This is a genomic window from Sediminicoccus rosea, assembly GCF_033547095.1.
GTDB lineage: Bacteria > Pseudomonadota > Alphaproteobacteria > Acetobacterales > Acetobacteraceae > Roseococcus > Roseococcus rosea.
The window spans coordinates 2,740,343-2,759,924 of sequence record NZ_CP137852.1 but is presented as its reverse complement, the minus strand read 5'-3'; the positions used below and the strand labels follow the sequence as shown (position 1 = coordinate 2,759,924).

Genomic DNA, 19,582 nt, shown 5'->3' with positions numbered 1-19,582 from the left:
CCATAGCCCTACCGAACCGACCAGACGCCATGCGCCGTGGCGATGGCGGACCGCCGCGCTTCCGCGTTGCGGCGGGGGGCTGGAAATGGCACCAAGCCTGCATGTTGAAGCGTCGTGTCCTGCCCGCTGGATTCTTGGCACTCCTGGGCTCCCCGGCCCTGGCCCGCAACGCAAGGGGGCAGGGGAGCTTCGAGGCCTTCCTCGATGGCGTCCGCGCCGAGGCACGCCGCGGCGGCGTGCGGCCGGCCACGCTGAACCGGGCCCTGAGCGGCCTGCGCCCCAATGAGCGCGTGCTGGAATTGGACCGCCGACAGGCCGAATTCACCCAGACCTGGCCGCAATACCGCGATGCACGCCTCTCTCCCACGCGGGTCGAGGCCGGGCGCCGCGCCTATGCCGAGAACCGGACCCTGCTGGAGGGCATCCAGTCCCGCTTCCGGGTGAGTGCGCGCGTCATCGTCGCCATCTGGGGGATGGAGACGAACTACGGCGGGTTCACCGGCAATTTCAACGTGATCGAGGCGCTCGCCACGCTGGCCTGGGAAGGCCGACGGGCCGCTTTCTTCCGGGCGGAACTGCTGGCGGCGCTGCGCATCCTCGATGCCGGCAATGTCAGCTTCGAGCGGATGCGCGGCAGCCATGCCGGCGCCATGGGCCACCCGCAATTCATGCCGACCAGCTTCGAACGCCTCGCCGTTGATTTCGACGGCGACGGACGGCGGGACATCTGGGACAGCAAGGCCGATGCGCTCGGCTCCATCGCCAACTACCTGGCCCGCAACGGCTGGCGGGAAGGGGAGGTCTGGGGCTTCGAGGTGCTGCTGCCGCGCGGCTTCGACACCGCCCTGGCCGACCACCGGCAGCCCCGCGCCATGGCCGAATGGGCGCGGATGGGCGTGGTGCGGGCGAGCGGCGGCGGGCTGCCGGGCAGCCCCGGGGATTGGGCGATCGTCATTCCTGGGCTTTCGCGCGGGGATGACCAGGCCTTCGTCGTGGGCGCCAACTTCATGGCGATCCGCCGCTACAATCCGTCCAACTTCTACGCGACGGCTGTAGGATTACTGTCGGATCGGGTGGCGTGAGGCTTTTAATCCTTGGGCTTTTGGTCCTGGCTGGCTGTGCGGCCCCGCCGCAGCCCCAGCCGAGATACTTCCTGGGCGAGCCCTACCGCGCCGGTGGCCTCTGGGCCTACCCCAAGGAGGAATTCGCGCTCGATGAGAGCGGCATCGCCGCCATCATGCCCCGCGCCGAGGGGCTGACCGCCAATGGCGAGGTGCGGGACGCCAACGGCATGGTCGCCGCGCACCGGACGCTTCAACTGCCCGCCATCGTCACCGTCACCAACCTCGACAATGGCCGCTCGCTCCGCCTTCGGGTGAATGACCGCGGACCGAGCCAGGCGGGGCGGGTCATCGCCGTCTCGCCGCGGGCGGCGCAGCTTCTGGGGGCGGCAGGGCCGTTCCGCGCGCGCATCGTGCTGGACGGCAACGCCTCCCGCGCGGCGATCGAGGGGCTGGCGGGCCAGGCGGCGCCGCTGCCCATCGCGACGGCGCCGGTCGGCCGGGTGGAGCGCGAATCGCTCGCCCCGCCCGAGGGCGCGCGCGGCGCAGCGCAAGTCGCCCCGGCCGCGGCCCGCACCATGGCCGAGGCCGCCGGCCCGACCGCGCGTGAGCCCGAGCGCCTGCCGGAGCAGGTGATACCGGGCGTGCCCAATCCCGGCCGGATCTGGCTGGAGGCAGGGCGATTCTTCCGCCGCGACCTGGCCCAGGCCCAGGCGGCGCGCATCGGCGGCCGCGCGGAACCCTTCGGCCCGCCCGGGCGGCAGCAGCAATGGCGCGTGCGCTCCGGGCCCTATTCCAGCATCGCCGAGGCGGATGCGGCGCTCGCCCGCGCCATCGCCATGGGCCAGCCCGACCTGCGGCTTGCGGTGGAATAGAGCCGCGGCGTATTGCCTGCACTCGTCGCCGAGGGAATTGAGATGTTTCGCCGGACCATGATCGGGGCCTCCGCCGGGCTCGGGCTTGCCGCCCCGGCCCTCGCGCAGAACCGCCCCCCCGCCCAGCCGCAACGCCAGCAGCCCGCCCGCCCGGCCGGACCGCCGAGTTCACCGGCGCAATCGCCCATCGGCCCGGTGGACACCATCGCGCGCTCGGTCCTGCTGGTGGATTTCGAGACCGGGGCCACGCTGCTGAACAAGCAGGCGGATGAGCGCATGCCGCCCGCCTCCATGTCCAAGCTCATGACGATGTATGCGGTCTTCGATCAGGTGAAGTCGGGCCGGCTGCGAATGGACCAGTCGCTCACGGTGAGCGAGGCCGCCTGGCGCATGGGCGGCTCCAAGATGTTCCTGGAGCGCGGCAGCACGGCCACGGTGGAGGAACTCTCCCGCGGGGTCATCATCCAGTCGGGCAATGACGCCTGCGTGGTCTTCGCCGAGCACATCTCCGGCTCCGAGCGCGCCTTCGCGGAGATGATCACGACGATGGGCCGGCAGATCGGCCTGACCTCCAGCACCTTCCGCAACGCGACCGGCTGGCCCGACCCCGAGCACCGGATGACCGCGCGGGACCTTGCCACGCTGGCCCGGCGGATCATCGTGGACCATCCGGAATTCTACCGCTTCTACAGCGAGCGCAGCTTCCGTTGGAACAACATCACGCAGGAGAACCGCAACCCGCTGCTGGGCCGCGTCGCCGGCGCCGATGGGTTGAAGACCGGCCATACGGAGGAGGCGGGCTACGGCCTGACCGCCAGCGTCCGGCGTGGCGAGCGTCGGCTGATCCTCGTCGTCGGCGGCCTGCCCACCATGCGGGCGCGCGGCGAGGAGGCGGAGCGCCTCATGGAATGGGGCTTCCGCGAGTTCGACAATGTCGTCCTGTTCCGCGCGGCCGACACGATCGAGGAGGTGCCCGTCCATCTGGGCGAGCGCCGCACCGTGCCGCTGATCGGCGGGCGCGAGGTGGTGGCGACCGTCCCGCGCGGCTGGCGGGACAGCCTGCAGGCGCGCATCCGCTTCGAAGCGCCGGTGCCGGCCCCGGTGGTGAAGGGGCAAGAACTGGGCCGCCTCGAAATCTCGGGGCGCGGCGTGCCGCCGATGGCATTGCCGCTCTATGCGGGTGCGGATGTGGAGCGGCTGGGTCTGCTGGCGCGCATTCCCGCGGTGATCGGCCGGATGATGGGTGGCGGGACTTGAATCCCAAGTTCATCACGCTCGAGGGCGGTGAGGGCTCAGGAAAGACAACCCAGGGAAAAAATCTTGCCGCCTGGCTTGCCGCTTCTGGGTATTCCGTCCTTCGCACCAGGGAGCCGGGGGGATCCGCGGGGGCCGAAGCCATCCGCGGACTGCTGCTCGGCCGTTCGGGCTGGGACCCCGTGGCGGAAATGGCGCTGCATTTCGCCGCGCGACGCGAGCACTGGGCCCGCAGCATCCAGCCCAGTCTCGCCGCCGGCAGCTTTGTCGTCTGTGACCGCTTCTTCGACAGCACGCTGGCCTATCAGGTGGCCGGGCAGGGGGCGCCGCGCGCGGCCTGGGAGGGGTTGCGGGCCGTCACCCTGGGTGATGTGGCGCCGGACCTCACCCTCTATCTGGACGTGCCGGTGGCGCTTGGCGTGTCGCGCGCGATGGAGCGAGGGGATGCGAACCGCTATGACCGCCTCGGCCTCGAATTCCATGAGCGGATCAGGCAATCCTTCCTGGCACAGGCGGCCGCCGAGCCAGGACGTTTTGCCGTGATCGACGCCTCGGCCCCCCTCGCCGCCGTCACCGAGGCCGTGATCGCCACCACGCGCGCCAGGCTTGGCTTGCCGTGATCCTGCCGCGCGGGAATCCCATCCTTGCAGGCCATGAGCAGGCGGCGGCCAGCCTCGGCGCGGCTGCGCGTTCAGGCCGGCTGCACCATGCCTGGCTGTTCTGCGGGCCGCCCGGGATCGGCAAGGCGACGCTGGCCTATCGCTTCGCGCGCTGGCTGCTCGCCGGCCAGCCGCCTGGCGCGGAGCCGTTGCATGTTGCGGAGACGGACCCGGTCTTCCGCCGCGTCGCCGCCGGCAGCCATCCCGACCTCATGGTGCTGGAACCCCAGGCCGAGCCTGGCAAGCGCCGCATCATCAAGGTGGACGAGGCGCGCGAGGCCCGCGCCTTCCTGAACCTCACCGCGGCCGAGGGCGGCTGGCGCGTCGTCATCATGGATGAGGTGGAGGCGATGGAGGCGGCCTCCGCCAACACCATCCTGAAGACGCTGGAGGAGCCGCCGCCGCGCACCGTCCTGCTGCTGATCACGGCCTCGCCCGGGCGGCTGCTGCCCACCATCCGCAGCCGTTGCCGGCGCCTCGACCTCTTCGCGCTTGAGGATGCGGCGATGGAGCGCCTGCTCGGCGAGTGGCTGCCCGACCTGCCGCGCCTGGACCGGATGGAGCTGATCCGCCTCGCCGAGGGCTCGCCCGGGCGGGCGCTGGAACTGGCGCAGGGGGAGGGGGTTGAGCTGGCGCGCCTGGCCGATGCCACCCTGCAGGACCTGCCGCGCGGCCTGGCCGCCCATGCGCTCGCCGACCGGATCGCGGGGCGGGAGGCGGCGCTGGCCTTTCCGGCCTTCTTCAACCTGCTGCTGCGGGGCCTCTCCCAGGCGGTGCGCGCCGCGGCGCGCGGCGAGCCGGCCGCGCCCTGGCTCGGCCAGCGCCCGCTCGCCGAATGGGTGGAGGCGGCGGAGGCGGTGGCGAAGCTGGTGCAGGAGACGGAACGCCTCTCGCTGGACCGCCGCCAGGCCGTCCTGGTGGCCATGGACAGCTTGCGGGGACGCTAGAGGCGCTTCATAGGTCAGGCATGAGCCCGATCTACCTGACCACCCCGATCTATTACGTCAATGACAAGCCGCATATCGGCCACGCCTATACGAGCCTGGCGACCGATGTGCTGGCCCGCTGGCACCGGCTGGCGGGGCGGGAGGTCTATTTCCTGACCGGCACGGACGAGCATGGCCAGAAGGTGGAGAAGGCCGCGCAGGATGCGGGCGAGGACCCGCAGGCCTTCACCGACCGTGTCAGCCAGGCCTTCCGCGACCTCACGGTCACGATGGGCTTTTCCAATGACGGCTTCATCCGCACCACGGAGAAGCGCCATTACGAAGCCTGCCAGGCGCTGTGGAAGCGCCTCGTCGAGCGCGGCCAGATCTATCTCGGCGCCTATGAGGGCTGGTACGCGGTGCGCGACGAGGCCTTCTACGGCCCGGACGAGCTCACCGAGCGAGATGGCGTGAAATACGCCCCCTCGGGCGCGCCGGTGGAATGGGTGCGGGAGCCCTCTTATTTCTTCCGACTTTCAGCTTGGGCCGACAAGCTACTGAAATACTACGAAACCAACCCTGATTTCATCGCCCCGGCCAGCCGACGGAACGAGGTGATCAGCTTCATCAAGTCGGGACTGTCGGATCTCTCCATCTCTCGCACTTCGTTCCGCTGGGGCGTGCCGGTGCCGGGGGATGACGCTCATGTGATGTATGTCTGGCTCGATGCCCTCACAAACTACATCACGGCCTTGGGCTATCCTGATGAAAAATCGGAACTTTGGAAGTTCTGGCCGGCTGATGTGCATTTCGTCGGCAAGGACATCCTGCGCTTCCACGCCATCTACTGGCCGGCCTTCCTGATGGCGGCCGACCTGCCGCCGCCGAGGCGCGTCTTCGCGCATGGCTGGTGGACCAATGAGGGGCAGAAGATCAGCAAGTCCCTCGGCAATGTCATTGATCCCCTGGCGCTGGTGGAGGAGTTCGGCCTCGACCCCGTGCGGTACTTCCTGCTGCGCGAAGTGCCCTTCGGCCAGGATGGCGATTTCGCCCGCGGCGCGCTGGTGAACCGGCTGAATGGCGAGCTGGCGGATGTGCTGGGCAACCTCGCCAACCGCACCCTCTCGCTCATTCAGCGCAATTGCGAGGGGAGGCTGCCTGCGCTGGCACCGCCAGCCGATGCCGATGGCGTGCTGCTGACGCCGCTCGGGAGCATCGCCGAGACAGTCGGCAAGCTGCTGGAGAGCCAGCAATATCATCTGGCGCTGGAAGAGATCTTCGCCCAGGTGCGCGGCGCCAATGGCTATATCACCGTGCAAGCGCCTTGGGCGCTGAAGAAGACCGACCCGGTGCGGATGACGGAGGTGCTGCGGCACCTGCACACCGCGCTGCGCGCCTATGCCACCGTGCTTCAACCCTTCATGCCTGGCAGCATGGCCGCGCTGCTCGACCAGCTTGGTGTGCCGCAGGATGCGCGCAGCCTCGCCGCCCTGGCGACACCGCTGCCCGAGGGCCATGCGCTGCCGCCGCCCTCGCCCTTGTTTCGCAAGGTTGAGAACGCCGGATAAAATATTGATGATCGTAGATTCTCACTGCCACCTGGACTATTTCTCCGAAGCCGAGATCGAGGAGATTCTGGCGCGCGCCACCGCCGCCGGCGTCACGCGCATGGTCACCATCGGCACCTCCGTCCCGCAGGCCGCCGCGGTTCGCGCCCTGGTGGAGCGTTTCCCGCAGGTCTGGGGCACGGTCGGCGTCCATCCGCATCGCGCGGCCGAGGGCGTGATGCCAAGCGTCGCCGACCTCATCGCGCTGGCGGACCATCCGCGCATCATCGGACTGGGCGAGAGCGGCCTCGACTACTTCTACGACAAGTCGCCGCGCGACGTGCAGCAGGAGGGCTTCCGCCGCCATTGTCGCGCCGCCCGGGAATCCGGCCTGCCGCTGGCCATCCATGCGCGCGAGGCAGATGCGGACATCGCGCGGATCCTGGCCGAAGAGCGGGCAGGGGGCGCCTTCCCCTTCTTGCTGCATTGCTTCAGCTCCACCCCACAACTTGCTGATCAGGCTGTAGAGATGGGTGGCTATATCTCCTTCTCAGGCATCCTGACCTTCCCGAAATCCACCGAGTTGCGCGAGGTCGCGGCGCGGTTGCCGCTCGACCGGCTGCTGCTGGAGACGGATTCGCCCTACCTCGCGCCCGTGCCGCTCCGCGGGAAGCGGTGCGAGCCCGGCTACACGGCCCATACCGCCAGGGTGCTGGCGGAATGCCGCGGTGTCAGCCTCGAGGAGATCGGGCGCATCACCACCGAGAATTTCCTGCGCCTCTATCCCAAGGCCGCATGACGGCCGCGCTCAGGGTCACGCTGCTCGGCACCGGCCCCTCCCAGGGCGTGCCGGCGGTGGGCGGCCCGGACGGGACGGGCCTGTGGGGCGAATGCGATCCCGGCGAGCCGCGCAACCGCCGCATGCGGACCTCGGCCCTGGTGCAATCCGCCGATGGACGCGCCTTGCTGGTGGATGCGGGGCCCGATGTCCGGGTGCAGCTCATGGGCGCGCGGGTCACGCGGCTGGACGGGCTGCTCATCACCCACGCCCATGCCGACCATGTCGCGGGCCTCGATGAACTGCGGGCGGTGAACCGCTCCATGGGCGCGGTGCTGCCGCTCTATGCCAGCGCCGCGACGCTCGAGGAGCTGAGGGCGCGCTTCGGCTATGCCTTCCTGGCGCCCACCGGCTTCTTCTACCGCCCGGTGCTGGACGGGCAGGTGGTCGCACCTGGCCGATCGGTCACCCTGGGCGGCTTCCATGGCGAACTGCTGGACATGGACCACGGGTCCATGCGCAGCCTCGGGCTGAGGATCGGCCGCTTCGCCTACACGACGGACGTGATCCGCATGCCGCCCGACAGCCTCGCACGGCTTCACGGCCTCGACACCTGGGTCGTCAGCTGCATGCAGCCCGGTGACCAGAACCCGGTGCATGCGGGCCTAGACCAGGTGCTCGCCTGGCAGCGCGAGATCCGGCCACGGCGCACAGTGCTGACGCATCTCGGCGACCGGATGGATTACGCCCGGATTTCGGCCCGACTCCCGGAAGGGGTCGAGCTCGGCTTCGATGGCCTGACCCTCGAGGTGCCCGGATGAGCCCATCCACAGGCTTTTCCCCAGGCCTTTTATTTCCATAATAAAGATTATGCGACAATTCCACCTGTGCATAACCGGAGCTGCCCGATGACCGACCCCGCCGACTCCTCCCCCTCGGGCATGCGGGCCCTGCTCGATGTGATGGCGCGGCTGCGCGATCCGGCGACCGGCTGCCCCTGGGATATCGTGCAGGATTTCGCTTCCATCGCGCCCTACACGGTCGAGGAAGCGCATGAAGTGGCCGATGTGATCCAGCGCGGGCCGGACCCCGCGGCGCTCCAGGACGAGTTGGGAGACCTGCTGCTACAGGTCGTCTATCACGCCCGCATGGCCGAGGAGCGCGGCTGGTTCCGCTTCGAGGATGTGGCGGCCGGCGTCACTGCCAAGATGATCCGCCGCCATCCGCACGTCTTCGGCAGCGCCGAGATCGCAACCGCCGAGGCCCAGACCGAGGCCTGGGAGGTCCAGAAATCCGCCGAGCGCGCATCGAGGGCGGAAACCGGCGTGCTGGCCGGGGTGGCCACGGCCCTGCCCGGCCTGACCCGGGCGGCCAAACTGACCCGCCGCGCCGCCCGGATCGGCTTCGACTGGCCCGATGCCGGCGCCGTGCTGGACAAGCTGGACGAGGAAGTGGCCGAGCTGCGGGCCGAGCTCCCGGCCGCCGAGCCCGCCCGCCTGGCCGATGAAGTGGGCGACCTGCTCTTCGTTCTCGCCAACCTGGCCCGCAAGCTCGACCTCGACCCCGAGGGCTGTATCCACCAGGCCAATGCGAAGTTCGAGCGCCGCTTCGGCGCTGTCGAGACCGCGCTGGCCGCCCAAGGCCGCAGCCCGGCGGATGCGACGCTGGAAGAGATGGAGCAGGAATGGATTCAGGCCAAGCGGCGAGGCCTATAATCCTGGGACATCAGTCCTTGCGCCAAGGCAAGGGTATGAATTCCTCATCATCGCCCGGGACCCGCGCAAAGCGGTCCGCTGCCCAGTCCGCTTTCGCCTGCTCAATCAGCTCCCGCCGGGAAGAGACGAAGTTCCAGAAGATGTGCCGCGGCCCGTCCATCACGGCGCCCCCCAGCAGCAACAGGCGCGCCCCCTGCCCTTCGGCCCGGATCGAAAGCCGGTCCCCTGCACGGAACACCAGCATCCGCCCGGCCTCGAAGACTTGGCCCGCCACCGTGACGGTGCCCTGCACGACATAGGCGCCGCGCTCTTCATGGCCGTCCGGCAGGGGGCAGGCCGCACCCGGCGCCAACTCGAGATCGGCGTAGAAGAGCGGCCAATGCGTCTCGACCGGGGCGCGCAGCCCCCAGCCCTCGCCCGCCACCAGGCGCAGCCGCGCGCCCCCATCGGCGATCATCGGCAGCGCCTCGGCCGGATGGTGCGCGAAGCTGGGCGCCGTCTCCTCCAGCGCGGCCGGCAGCGCCGCCCAGGACTGGATGCCGAAGAGGCGGTTGCCGTGCGCCCGCAGCGCCGGGGCGGTGCGTTCCGAATGGGCGATCCCCTGCCCGGCCGTCATCCAGTTCAGCGCCCCGGGCCGGATCGGCTGTTCGGAGCCCAGGCTGTCCCGGTGCAGAATCTCGCCCTCGAAGAGATAGGTGACGGTGGAAAGCCCGATATGCGGGTGGGGCCGCACATCCAGGCCCTGGCCGGTGAGGAACTCGCCCGGGCCCATCTGGTCGAAGAAGATGAAGGGGCCGATCATCTGGCGCTCGCGCGCCGGCAGGGCACGCCGCACCTCGAAGCCGCCCACGTCATGCGCGCGCGGCAGGATCACGCTCTCGATCATCCCTGGAACCCCTATCTCTGGCCGGGCCATTGCCCGCCCGAGGCGGGCGGGCCCTTGGCCGCGAAGAGGCTGCCGCCATAGCCCGCGGCTTCCGGGATGCGCAGCAGCGTGCCGCCCGCGCCATCAGGCAGCGGCTCAGGCATCACGGTAACGATGGGTGTGGTGCGGGCCGCCGCGATCGCCTCCTCGGCCGCGCGATGCCGCGCGAGGCGCTGCAGGTTCAGGCGCGTGGCGAAGACCAGGGTCCGCCGCCCGCCATCGGCTTCCGCGATGGCGATCTCGGGCCGGATCCAGACGGCTTCCACCGCCTCCCGCCCGTCATGGATCGCCTCTTGGTCCTCGGGCGCATGGGCCAGGAAGAAATGCGTATCGAAGCGCTTGGGGCTGTGCGCCGGCGTGATCCAATGCGCGAAGGGCGTCAGCGCCGCATGGCTCGGCCGGACGCCGCGTGCGTGCAGATGGGCCAGGAATTCGCCCTCGGGCGGCAGTTCGGGACCGGGCGGATGCGCCAGCAGAATGCCCGATTCCTCCCAGGCCTCACGGATGGCCGCAACCCGGAAGGCGCCCAGCGGATCGTCGGGCGGCGCCAGGGCCGCATCCGTGGTCTCGACACGCCCGCCGGGAAAGACCAGCGCGCCAGAGGCGAAATCCACCTCCCGCGCGCGGGCGACCATGAGGACTTCGAGACCCTCCCTGCCGTCGCGCAGCAGGAGGATGGTGGCGGCCGGGCGGGGCAGGACAGGTGTGCTCATGCCCGGCAGTGAAGCGCAGCCCGCGCCGGCCGGCTACTCCGCCCGGATGTTCCCCTCGCGGATGATGGGCAGCCAGGTGTCGTATTCGCGGCGGATGAAGGTGGCGAACTGCTCCGGCGTGCCGGGCACCACGGTGCCGGCCTGGGCGCGGAACACCTGCTCCTTCACCTCGTTCATCGTGATGATCTTGGTGAAGACCTCGTTGATGCGGGCGACGAGGCCCGGCTCCATCCCTGCCGGCGCCACGATCCCGTGCCAGACGGCGGTGTTGAAACCGGGCAGCGTGTCGGCCAGCGCCGGAATGCCGGGTAGCGCGGGCGTCCCGCCGGGCGTGCTGATGGCGATCGCCTTCGCCCGGCCCTCGCGGATCATGTTCAGCCCGGAGGAGACGGTCGGGAAGCCGAACTGCGCATCGCCGCGGATCAGCGCCGTCACCATCTCGGCGCCGCTGCGATAGGGCACATGCACCATCTTGAGGCCGGCCCGCTTCAGGAAGAGCTCCATGAAAAGATGGCTGCCATTCCCGTTGCCGGCGGAGGAGAAGGTGAAGCCATCAGGGCGGGCGCGCGCCGCGGTGATCACCTCGGCCGCCGTCGTCACCGGCACGGAGGGGTGGGCCATCAGCACGCCCGGAAGGTTCACAAGGTGCACGATGGGCGTGAAGGCCGTCATCGGGTCATAGGGCAGGTTCGGGTAGAGCAGCCGGCCGATCGCATTGGCGCCGACATCGGACATCATGAGCGTGAGGCCATCCGGCCGCTGCTGCGCCACGAAGGCGCCGGCGATGGTGCCGCCCGCACCCGGCCGATTCTCGACCACCAGTGTCTGCCCGCCGGTGTGCTCACCGAAGCGCGCGGCCACCGTGCGGCTCAGCGTATCCACCGCACCGCCTGCGCCGAACGGCACGATCAGGCGGATCGGACGGTCCGGCCAGGGGCTCTGCGCGAGAGCCGGCGCCGCCAGCAGCGTGCCGGCAGCGGCGAGGAGGTTCCGGCGAGGGGTGGGGTGCATGGACGTATTCTCCCGCTTGGCCCATGGATGCGCCCCGGGCCTTCTTGACCGGGGCTTTGCCCTGCCCACTCTCTGCATGCAAGCATGGCATCGCGCCGACATGAGGATTTCGCCTTGACCTGGTCACTGCTCGCGCACGAACCCGAGACCGGAAGCTTCGCGGTGGCCGTCACCACCTGCGCGCTGGCCGTCGGCGCCTCCTGCCCCTTCGTGCGTGCGGGCGTGGGCGCCGTCTCCACCCAGTCCATCACCAACCGCTATCTTGGCCCCGCCGTGCTCGACGCCATGGCCCGCGGCCTCTCGCCGGCCGCCGCCATCGAGGGCGCGCTGGTGGGTGATGACGGCAAGAACCTTCGGCAGATCCACGCCATCGACAGCCACGGCCGCAGTGCCGCCTGGACCGGCCAGAACTGCGTGGAATGGGCCGGCGCGCGCTCGGGCACGGGCTGGTCCATCGCGGGCAACATGCTCTCGGGCGAGGCGGTCATCGCCGATACGCTGGCGAGCTTCCTTGCCCGCCAGGAACTGGCCCTGCCCGAGCGCATGCTCCAGGCGCTGCAGGCGGGCGAGGTGGCGGGCGGCGACAAGCGCGGCCGGCAATCGGCGGCCCTGAAGCTGGTCACCACAGAGGATTTCCCCGACATCGACCTGCGCGTGGATGACCACGCGAATCCGCTCGATGAGCTGGAGCGCCTGCTCAAGCTCTGGCGGCTGACGCGCGCCCCCGGGCTGCGCAACCAGCCGAGCCGCGCCCACCCCTCGGGCAGCACCAACATGGATGCGATCGAGGCCAATTGGCGGCGGCAGGGCCTGGATCTGAAGTTCCGGCGCTAGACACGTCTCCGCAAGCACGAAGGCTCCCCATGGACATTTCCGCCCCCCGACCTGCCACCGCGCAGGAAGCCCTGGCCCTGCGCTACGGCGCCGACGCCATTCCCGCCGCCGGCCCCTGGAACGACCACATCGCGCTGCTGCTCTCGCACCGCTCGGTGCGCGGCTACCGGCCGGATGCGCTGCCCAAGGGCACGCTGGAGACGCTGGTCGCCGCCGCGCAATCGGCCGCCACCAGCTCCAACCTGCAGACCTGGTCCGTGGTCGCGGTGCATGATCCGGCGGCGCGGGCGGCCATGGCCAAGGCCGCCGGCAACCAGAAGCACATCGAGCAATGCCCGCTTTTCCTCGTCTGGTGCGCCGATGTTTCGCGCAATGCGCGGCTGGGCCAGGAGGAGGGTGCGGAACTCCCCACCCTGCCCTATCTCGAGACCTTCCTGGTCGCCGCGATCGACGCCGCATTGGCCGCGCAGAATGCGGTGGTGGCAGCGGAATCGCTCGGGCTTTCCACCGTCTATATCGGCGCGCTGCGCAACGACCCCGCGCTGGTGACGGAACTGCTGGGCCTGCCGCCCGGCGTCATGGGCGTCTTTGGCCTCTGCGTCGGCTATGCGGCGCCCGGCGTGACCAGCGAGGTGAAGCCGCGCCTCGCCCAGCCCGCCGTGCTGTTCCACGACCGCTATGACGCGGCGGGTGAGCCGGCGCTGCGCGCCGCCTATGACGCGAAGATGGCGGAGTTCTCCAGGCGCAACGAAATGGCCGCGACGAGCTGGAGCCAGCGCGTCATCGCCCGCATGGGCAAGCTCACCGCCATGGGCGGGCGCGACAAGCTCGCCGACGTACTGCGCGCGCTGGGCTTCCCGCTGCGCTGAACCTGCCTACAATTTCACTCGCCAAAGCGGGGCAAGGTCGCAACACTCCCTGAAAGACTTCAGGGAGAGAGCGGCGTGCAAGTGACCGACCGGATCACCGGCGGCGTGCTGGTGGCCTTGGGTGCGGCGGCGGCCTGGTTCGGCTCCCGCCTGCCGGCCGTGCCCGGCCAGGATATCGGCCCCGCCGTCTTTCCCATGATGATCGGTTTCGGCCTGATCGCCTGCGGCGCGCTGATCGCCTTCGGCATCGGCCAGAGCTTCGAGGCGCCTGAGCCGGCCGAGCCTTCGGGCGCGCCCAGGCCGCGCCTCGGCGCCATCGGCGTCATCATCCCGCCGGCACTTCTGCTCTTCTACGTCCTCGCCTCCGAGACACTGGGCTTCCTGTTGACGGCGGCGATCATGGTGCTGGTCGCGGGCCTTGCCCTCGGCTCGCGCCTGTCCATCGCCATCCCGGTGGCGCTCGGCGCGCCAGTGCTGGTGCACCTCGCCTTTGCCAAACTGCTTCGGGTGCCCCTGCCCGAGGGCCTGATCCCGGCGCCCTGGTAGATGGAGGCGCTGCTCGAAGGCTTCCGCCTGGTGATGGCGACGGATGTGCTCATCGCCATCTTCGCCTCCGCCATCTACGGCCTCGTCGTGGGTTCGCTGCCGGGCCTCTCGGCCACCATGGCGACCGCGCTGCTGGTGCCCGTCACCTTCTGGCTCTCGCCCATCGCGGCCATCGCCACGATCATCACGGCCTCGGCCATGGCGATCTTCTCGGGCGACATCCCGGGTGCGCTGCTCCGCATCCCCGGCACGCCCGCCTCCGCGGCGTATACGGACGAGGCCTATGCGCTGACCCGCAAGGGCCAGGCTGAACTGGCGCTGGGGGCCGGCCTCTGGTTCAGCGCCATCGGCGGCATCGTCGGCACCATCTCGCTCATGCTGCTGGCCCCCGCGCTGGCCGAGATCGCCCTCTCCTTCTCGACCTATGAGTATTTCTGGCTGGCGCTGCTCGGGCTGATGTGCGCGACGTTGGTCGCGCGCTCCTCGCCCATCAAGGCCATCGCCTCCATGCTGCTGGGCCTGCTCATCGCCTGCATCGGGATGGAGAATCCGGCCGGCACGCCGCGCTTCACCTTCGGCATCCCCGACCTGCTGGGCGGCATCGAGCCCATCCCGGCGCTGGTCGGCGTCTTCGCCGTCAGCGAGGTGATGCGCGCCATGGCCGAGGCCGAGCCGCCCAAGCTGCCGCGCCGCAAGTTCGGCTCGATCCTGGCCAACCAGTGGGCGCTGACGAAGAAGTACCAATGGCCCATGTGGCGGGGCAATTTCGTCGGCATCATCATCGGCGTGCTGCCGGGTGCGGGCGCCGACATGGCGGCCTGGGTCAGCTACGCCATGAGCAAGAAATTCTCGAAGGAGCCGGAGAAATTCGGCACCGGCCACCCGGAAGGGCTGGTGGAGGCCGGCTCCTCCAACAACGCCTCGCTCGCCTCGGGCTGGGTGCCCTCGCTGCTCTTCGGCATCCCGGGCGACACCATCACGGCCATCGCCATCGGCGTGCTCTACATGAAGGGGCTGAACCCGGGGCCCACGCTCTTCACCGAGCGCGCCTCCTCCATGTACGCGCTCTACATCATCTTCATCATGGCCAACATCATCATGATCCCGCTCGGCATCCTGATGATCCGCGCCGCCTCCACGGTGCTGCGCGCGCCGCGCTCGGCCGTCATGCCCGTCATCCTGCTGCTCTGTGCGGTCGGCGCCTTCGCGACCGGCAACAACCTGTTCGCCGTGCTGCTCGTGGCCCTCTTCGGCGTGCTGGGCTTCGTGATGGAGAAGAACGGCTATCCGGTCGCGGCGCTCGTGCTCGGCATCGTCATGGGCAGCATGCTGGAGCAGAGCTTCGTCACCAGCCTCATCAAGTCCGACGGCGACGTGCTGCCCTTCTTCGAGCGGCCCGTCTCCTCCTTCCTCGCGGCGCTGACCTTCAGCGCCCTGCTCTGGCCGCTCTTCGCCTGGGCCTGGATGCGCCTGTCGCGCCGCCGTGCCTCCGCCTGAACCGACACAAGCAACTCAAGGGAGAAACGACATGGTCATCACCTCACGCCGCCTCATCCTCGGCGCCACGCCGGCCCTGATCGCCGCGCCCGCCCTCGCCCAGCCGCGCTGGCCCGTGCGCCCCGTGCAGCTCCTCTGCCCCTGGGCAGCGGGCGGCGGCACGGACGCCGTGGTGCGCATCATCGCAAGCCTGCTGGAGAAGGAACTGGGCCAGCCCTTCAACGTCATCAACCGCACCGGCGGCTCGGGCGTCGTCGGTCACGCCGCCATCGCGCAGGCCGCACCCGATGGCTACACGCTCGGCATGATCACGGCCGAGATCTGCATGCTGCACTGGCAGGGCCTGACCGAACTCACCTTCCGCAACTACACGCCGCTCGGCCTCATGAACAACGACCCGCCGGGCATCCAGGTCAATGTCAGCGCGCCCTACCAGAACGTGCAGCAACTGGCCGACGCCATCCGCGCGAGCCGCCCGGGCCAGCTCAAGGCCAGCGGCACCGGCCAGGGCGGCATCTGGCACCTGGCGCTGGCCGGCTGGCTCATGGCCATGCGCCTGCCCGCCAACCATGTGCGCTGGGTGCCCTCCAACGGCGCCGCCCCCGCCATGCAGGACCTCGCGGCCGGCGGCCTCGACTTCACCACCAACTCCGTCGTCGAGGCGCGCGCCATGCTGGACGCGAACCGCGCCCGCAGCCTCGCCGTCATGTCCGGTGAACGCCTCGGCGCCTTCCCGAACATCCCCACCCTCAAGGAAGCAATGAACATCGACTACGCGACCGGCGCATGGCGCGGCATCGCGGGGCCCCTCAACATCCCGGCCGAAGCCCGCAACGCCATGAACGCCGCCCTCGGCCGCGTCTTCCGCTCGGCCGAATACGTCGCCTTCATGAACAACCGCGGCTTCGGCATGAGCTACGCCGATGCAGAGGGCTTCGGCCGGCACCTGGCCGCCGCCGACGCCTCCCTCGGTGACGCGATGAAAGCCGCCGGCCTCGCGCGCAGCTGAGGGAATGCGCCACTTGAGAGGGGCTTTGCCGCTCTCAAGCGCTCCCCACCAACGGCCAGGGGCCTTTGGAAACATGGCTGGAGGGAGGCGAGGCCTCTCTCCGGGATCCGCCGCCCTCAACCGCGCGCGGGCGGAGCCGCCTGCTCGCGTGCCTTGGCGGCGCTGAGGGCGCGGCGGATGTCCTGTTCGCACTTGGCGAGTTCCGCTTCGGCGGTGCGGCGCTGGACGCGGGCCTCGTCGGCGATGCGGAGGCTGTCTTCGATGGTACCGACGAGGGCGGCGTTCGCCTGCTTGATGGCTTCCATGTCGAAGGTGCCGCGCTCCAGTTCGCGCCGGGCTTCGGCGTTGCCGGTGCGGAGTGTCTCGGCATTGGCGACGAGCAGCTTGTTGGTGAGGTCGGTGGCCGCCTTCACGGCCTGGCCTGCCTCGCGCATGCGGTGGATCGCCAGCGCCTGGGCCAGCTGCTGCGACCAGAGCGGGACAGTGTTGGCGAGGACGGACTGGATCTTGGCGGAGAGCGCCTTGTCGTTCTCCTGGATCAGGCGGATCGAGGGCAGCGCCTGCATGGCGACCTGGCGGGTCAGGCGCAGGTCATGCACGCGGCGTTCCAGCTCGTCGCGCGCGGCGCGGCCGTCGCGCAGGGCCTGCGGGGCGAGCGGATCGCCCGCATCCAGGGCGGCGGCCTCGAGGGCGGGGATCACGACACTGTCGGTGTGCTTGAGCACGCGCTCGCCGGCGGCGATGTGGTCGGCCAGCGCGTGGAACCAGTCGAGCGTCGCGGTGTAGAGGCGCTCCAGCCGCTCCACATCCTCCAGCAGCTTGGTGCGGTGCTGGTCGAGCTTGTCGCCGATCACCTGCACCTGGTCGCGCACGCCCTCATAGCGCTGGACGATGGCGGTGGCCTCGCTGCCGGCCTTGTTGAACAGGCGCTGGAAGAAGCCGGGCTTCTCGGCCAGGTTCGTCACGTCGAAGCCACGCAGCGCGGTGAGCATGGAGGAGAGGGTCTGCCCCGCCTCCCCCGTCTCGCGGTTCTGCGCACCTTCCAGCATGGCGTCGGCGGCCGCCTGGGCGCGGCTTTGCGCGGCGGCGCCGAAGCGCAGGATGGTGCCGGGGTCCTTCAGGTCGATGGCGGCGGCAAGGCGGGCCACCTCTTCCTCACGCACGGGTGCGGCGGTGGGTTGGATGTCGCTCATGGTTCCTCCTGGCGCAGCCGCTCGGCCAGCACCTTCACCTGGATTTCAAGGGCCTCGCTCTCGGCCACGCGCAACTCGCTGCGCAGCTTGCGCGCGGAGGCGGCGAGGTCGGTCAGCAGGCTAGGCAGGGTTTCGGGCGGGGCGGCGCCCGCCTCCAGACGGTCCACGATGCGCGAGAGGCCATCGAGATGGACCGCGAGGAAGCGCCGCGCCTCATGCAGCCGGGCGGGGCGGGCCTCCAGCTCCTCCACCACGCCCTGCATGGCGCCGGCGGCTTCGAGCAGCAGCGTGCCAAGCGGCAGGCGCGGCGCAGCGGCGGCGATGCGGGAGAGCTGCGCGCGGGGGCCTTCGAGCGGATCGGGCCGGGCGGGCTCTGGCGGAGGTGGCGGGGGCGCGACCTCGGGCAGGTCGGCGGTCAGCAGGCGGGCGCCGAACCAGGCGCCGAAGCCGAGGCCGACGGCGATCGGTGGCGTGATGCCGGCGGCAAGGCCCGCGGTGAGGCCGGCTGCCACGCCGAAGAGCTTGGCGCCATTGCGCCGGCGGCCCTGTGCCATGAGGGCGGCCGCATACCAGGCGAGGCCGAGCCCCAGCAGCGCGCCGACCAGGCGCGTGCCGCCACCGCGGATGATCTCGACCGGCACGTCGAAGGCGAGCGGCCAGAAGAAGAGCGGCAGCAGCCAGACCCGCCAGCCGAAGACGGGTTGCCGCGCGGCCTCGCGCATCTGCCGCTTCACGGCGCTCTTGAGGCCCATGGTCAGCGGAACAGCGCGATGGCCGCCGGCAGCCAGGCGCAGAGGCCCAGCAGACCGAGGCCCAGCATCACGCGCATCGGCACGGGGATGCTGGCGATCAGGCGGTCCGGCGAGGGGCGGTTCTTCTCCATGCCCCCAACATCGCGATGCCGCCCGCGCGGTGCAAGGCTCGCCCTGGCTCCAGGGGGACCAACCGCGCGGTTTTCGCCCTGCGCGCCTCATGTGAGCGTCGTCAACATACACGCCAGATGGCGGGAGCCTAGCCCCCGCGTCAAGGGGGCGCGGGGCGAAGCTCGGCGATCAGGCGCGGGATCTCGGTGCGGAAGGGAAAGAAGCCGCGCTGGGCGAGCGGCCAGCAGGCTGCATCCCAGTCGCGGCGGAGACGGTAGAGCGTGAGCCCCTCGGCGGCGCAGAGCGCCTGCACCTCATCGAGCACGGGCGCCGTCCAGCCGATGGGCGCCCAGGGGGTGACGATGCGGGTGACGCCGAGCTTCCTCGCCCAGGCAACGGTCTCCTGCGCGGACAGGACAGGCCGCCCGCCATCCGCCAGGGCGGCGGCGGTGAACGCGGCCGCGACGCGCCCCTGCGGGAAGCGGCTGCGCGGGGCGGTGTCGGCCAGGGCGGCGACGCCCATCACCTCACAGCCCTCGGGCTGGAAGCCCAGGTCATCGGCATGCAGCAGAAGCGCCACACGCCCGCCGGGCGTGGCATCGGCGGCGCGCAGGCGGCCGGCGGGGGGTGGCGGTGGCGCTTCGATCGGCAGCGCCGCCTCATCCAGCTGGCCACGCGGATTGAAGCGGCCATTGGTGTAGCGCGCGATGTTTTCGGCCCGCGCCAGGTAATGCTTGCCCGGCGTCTGGATGCCCGCGACCCATCGCCAGGAAAGTGTGTTGGAGGCGGCATCGGCATCGGCCAGATGGGCCAGGAAGAACTCCGCCCCCAGTTCCCAGGGCAGGCGCAGGGTGAAGATCCAGATGCTGGCGAACCACATGCGGGTGTGGTTGTGCAGCCAGCCGGTCTCCACCAGTTCCCGTGCCCAGGCATCGAAGCAGGTGATCCCCGTCTCGCCCGCCATGGCGGCGGCGAGGCCGGGCGGCGCTTCCATCCGCGCCACCGCTGCCCGGTAATCGCGCCACATCGCCGGACGCAACTCGAGAAAGCCCTTCCAGTAGGAGCGCCAGAACACCTCCTGGATGAATTTCTCCGCCCGGGCCGGCCCGTGCTCGGTCAGCGCCACGCCGACCAGCTCACTCTCGGAAACCAGGCGGTGGCGCACATGCGGCGAGAGAGCGGAGACGCAGCGGCCTTCGGGTCCGCCATCCGTGTTGCGCAGCGCGGCATAGTCGCGGCCCATGCGCGGGGCGAATTCGGCGAGGCGCGCGCGTGCGGCGGCGCGGGTGGGTTTGGCGATCATCCGC

At 70.3% G+C, this 19,582-nt stretch carries 21 protein-coding genes; 14 read left to right on the top strand and 7 right to left on the bottom strand.

Annotated features, from left to right (window positions below; all coding sequences use genetic code 11):
- Positions 1 to 101 precede the first annotated feature (101 nt).
- The 9 genes from R9Z33_RS13305 to mazG all read left to right on the top strand — a co-directional run bounded on the left by R9Z33_RS13305 (position 102) and on the right by mazG (position 8,815).
- Entirely contained in the window at positions 102 to 1,082 is a 981-nt protein-coding gene (locus R9Z33_RS13305) for a lytic murein transglycosylase (protein ID WP_318647065.1), read from the top strand.
- Positions 1,079 to 1,936 (top strand): septal ring lytic transglycosylase RlpA family protein, encoded by an 858-nt coding sequence (locus R9Z33_RS13300; protein WP_318647064.1) that lies wholly within the window; start codon positions 1,079 to 1,081, stop codon positions 1,934 to 1,936. The genes R9Z33_RS13305 and R9Z33_RS13300 overlap by 4 nt, the downstream gene beginning before the upstream one ends.
- Positions 1,937 to 1,993: 57 nt before the next feature.
- Complete coding sequence (locus R9Z33_RS13295; protein WP_318647063.1) at positions 1,994 to 3,193, top strand: D-alanyl-D-alanine carboxypeptidase family protein; 1,200 nt, start codon at positions 1,994 to 1,996, stop codon at positions 3,191 to 3,193.
- On the top strand, positions 3,190 to 3,810 hold the full coding sequence (gene tmk, locus R9Z33_RS13290) for a dTMP kinase (protein ID WP_318647062.1): 621 nt from the start codon (positions 3,190 to 3,192) through the stop codon (positions 3,808 to 3,810). Before R9Z33_RS13295 ends, tmk begins: the two co-directional genes overlap by 4 nt.
- On the top strand, positions 3,807 to 4,796 hold the full coding sequence (locus tag R9Z33_RS13285; protein WP_318647061.1) for a DNA polymerase III subunit delta': 990 nt from the start codon (positions 3,807 to 3,809) through the stop codon (positions 4,794 to 4,796). Before tmk ends, R9Z33_RS13285 begins: the two co-directional genes overlap by 4 nt.
- Positions 4,797 to 4,816: 20 nt before the next feature.
- The gene (metG, locus tag R9Z33_RS13280) at positions 4,817 to 6,343 is read left to right on the top strand and encodes a methionine--tRNA ligase (RefSeq protein WP_318647059.1); all 1,527 of its coding nucleotides are present in this window, start codon (positions 4,817 to 4,819) and stop codon (positions 6,341 to 6,343) included.
- A gap of 7 nt (positions 6,344 to 6,350) precedes the next feature.
- A complete protein-coding gene (locus tag R9Z33_RS13275) occupies positions 6,351 to 7,121 on the top strand; it encodes a TatD family hydrolase (RefSeq protein WP_318647058.1) in 771 nt (256 codons plus the stop codon).
- Positions 7,118 to 7,921 (top strand): MBL fold metallo-hydrolase, encoded by an 804-nt coding sequence (locus tag R9Z33_RS13270; RefSeq protein ID WP_318647057.1) that lies wholly within the window; start codon positions 7,118 to 7,120, stop codon positions 7,919 to 7,921. Before R9Z33_RS13275 ends, R9Z33_RS13270 begins: the two co-directional genes overlap by 4 nt.
- An 87-nt stretch (positions 7,922 to 8,008) precedes the next feature.
- A complete protein-coding gene (mazG, locus tag R9Z33_RS13265; RefSeq protein WP_318647056.1) occupies positions 8,009 to 8,815 on the top strand; it encodes a nucleoside triphosphate pyrophosphohydrolase in 807 nt (268 codons plus the stop codon).
- Between the two features lie 10 nt (positions 8,816 to 8,825).
- Here mazG and R9Z33_RS13260 read toward each other — a convergent pair whose 3' ends face one another.
- From R9Z33_RS13260 to R9Z33_RS13250, 3 genes are read right to left on the bottom strand one after another with little or no spacing between them, the layout of a single operon-like run.
- On the bottom strand, positions 8,826 to 9,701 hold the full coding sequence (locus tag R9Z33_RS13260) for a pirin family protein (protein ID WP_318647055.1): 876 nt from the start codon (positions 9,699 to 9,701) through the stop codon (positions 8,826 to 8,828).
- Between the two features lie 11 nt (positions 9,702 to 9,712).
- On the bottom strand, positions 9,713 to 10,453 hold the full coding sequence (locus R9Z33_RS13255) for an NUDIX hydrolase (protein WP_318647054.1): 741 nt from the start codon (positions 10,451 to 10,453) through the stop codon (positions 9,713 to 9,715).
- Positions 10,454 to 10,486: 33 nt separating this feature from the next.
- Entirely contained in the window at positions 10,487 to 11,464 is a 978-nt protein-coding gene (locus R9Z33_RS13250) for a Bug family tripartite tricarboxylate transporter substrate binding protein (RefSeq protein WP_318647053.1), read from the bottom strand.
- A gap of 114 nt (positions 11,465 to 11,578) precedes the next feature.
- Here R9Z33_RS13250 and R9Z33_RS13245 point away from each other — a divergent pair, with 114 nt between their 5' ends.
- From R9Z33_RS13245 to R9Z33_RS13225, 5 genes are all read left to right on the top strand, one after another.
- On the top strand, positions 11,579 to 12,298 hold the full coding sequence (locus R9Z33_RS13245; protein ID WP_318647052.1) for a DUF1028 domain-containing protein: 720 nt from the start codon (positions 11,579 to 11,581) through the stop codon (positions 12,296 to 12,298).
- A 29-nt stretch (positions 12,299 to 12,327) separates the two neighbouring features.
- Complete coding sequence (locus R9Z33_RS13240; protein ID WP_318647051.1) at positions 12,328 to 13,167, top strand: nitroreductase family protein; 840 nt, start codon at positions 12,328 to 12,330, stop codon at positions 13,165 to 13,167.
- Positions 13,168 to 13,242: 75 nt separating this feature from the next.
- Entirely contained in the window at positions 13,243 to 13,713 is a 471-nt protein-coding gene (locus R9Z33_RS13235) for a tripartite tricarboxylate transporter TctB family protein (protein ID WP_318647050.1), read from the top strand.
- Positions 13,714 to 15,210: a tripartite tricarboxylate transporter permease gene (locus R9Z33_RS13230; RefSeq protein ID WP_318647049.1), complete on the top strand. Its 1,497-nt coding sequence runs from the start codon at positions 13,714 to 13,716 to the stop codon at positions 15,208 to 15,210.
- Between the two features lie 31 nt (positions 15,211 to 15,241).
- Complete coding sequence (locus tag R9Z33_RS13225; protein ID WP_318647048.1) at positions 15,242 to 16,219, top strand: tripartite tricarboxylate transporter substrate binding protein; 978 nt, start codon at positions 15,242 to 15,244, stop codon at positions 16,217 to 16,219.
- Positions 16,220 to 16,335: 116 nt separating this feature from the next.
- Here the strand turns inward: R9Z33_RS13225 and R9Z33_RS13220 are convergent, their stop codons facing one another.
- The 4 genes from R9Z33_RS13220 to R9Z33_RS13205 all read right to left on the bottom strand — a co-directional run bounded on the left by R9Z33_RS13220 (position 16,336) and on the right by R9Z33_RS13205 (position 19,578).
- Positions 16,336 to 17,412, bottom strand: coding sequence for a toxic anion resistance protein (locus tag R9Z33_RS13220; protein WP_318647047.1), 1,077 nt, complete (start codon positions 17,410 to 17,412; stop codon positions 16,336 to 16,338).
- Positions 17,409 to 18,164, bottom strand: coding sequence for a hypothetical protein (locus R9Z33_RS13215; protein WP_318647046.1), 756 nt, complete (start codon positions 18,162 to 18,164; stop codon positions 17,409 to 17,411). The genes R9Z33_RS13220 and R9Z33_RS13215 overlap by 4 nt, the downstream gene beginning before the upstream one ends.
- Positions 18,165 to 18,166: 2 nt before the next feature.
- Positions 18,167 to 18,295, bottom strand: a complete 129-nt coding sequence (locus tag R9Z33_RS13210; RefSeq protein ID WP_318647045.1) for a hypothetical protein — start codon at positions 18,293 to 18,295, stop codon at positions 18,167 to 18,169.
- Positions 18,296 to 18,435: 140 nt separating this feature from the next.
- Positions 18,436 to 19,578: an FAD-binding domain-containing protein gene (locus tag R9Z33_RS13205; RefSeq protein ID WP_318647044.1), complete on the bottom strand. Its 1,143-nt coding sequence runs from the start codon at positions 19,576 to 19,578 to the stop codon at positions 18,436 to 18,438.
- Positions 19,579 to 19,582: the final 4 nt, after the last annotated feature.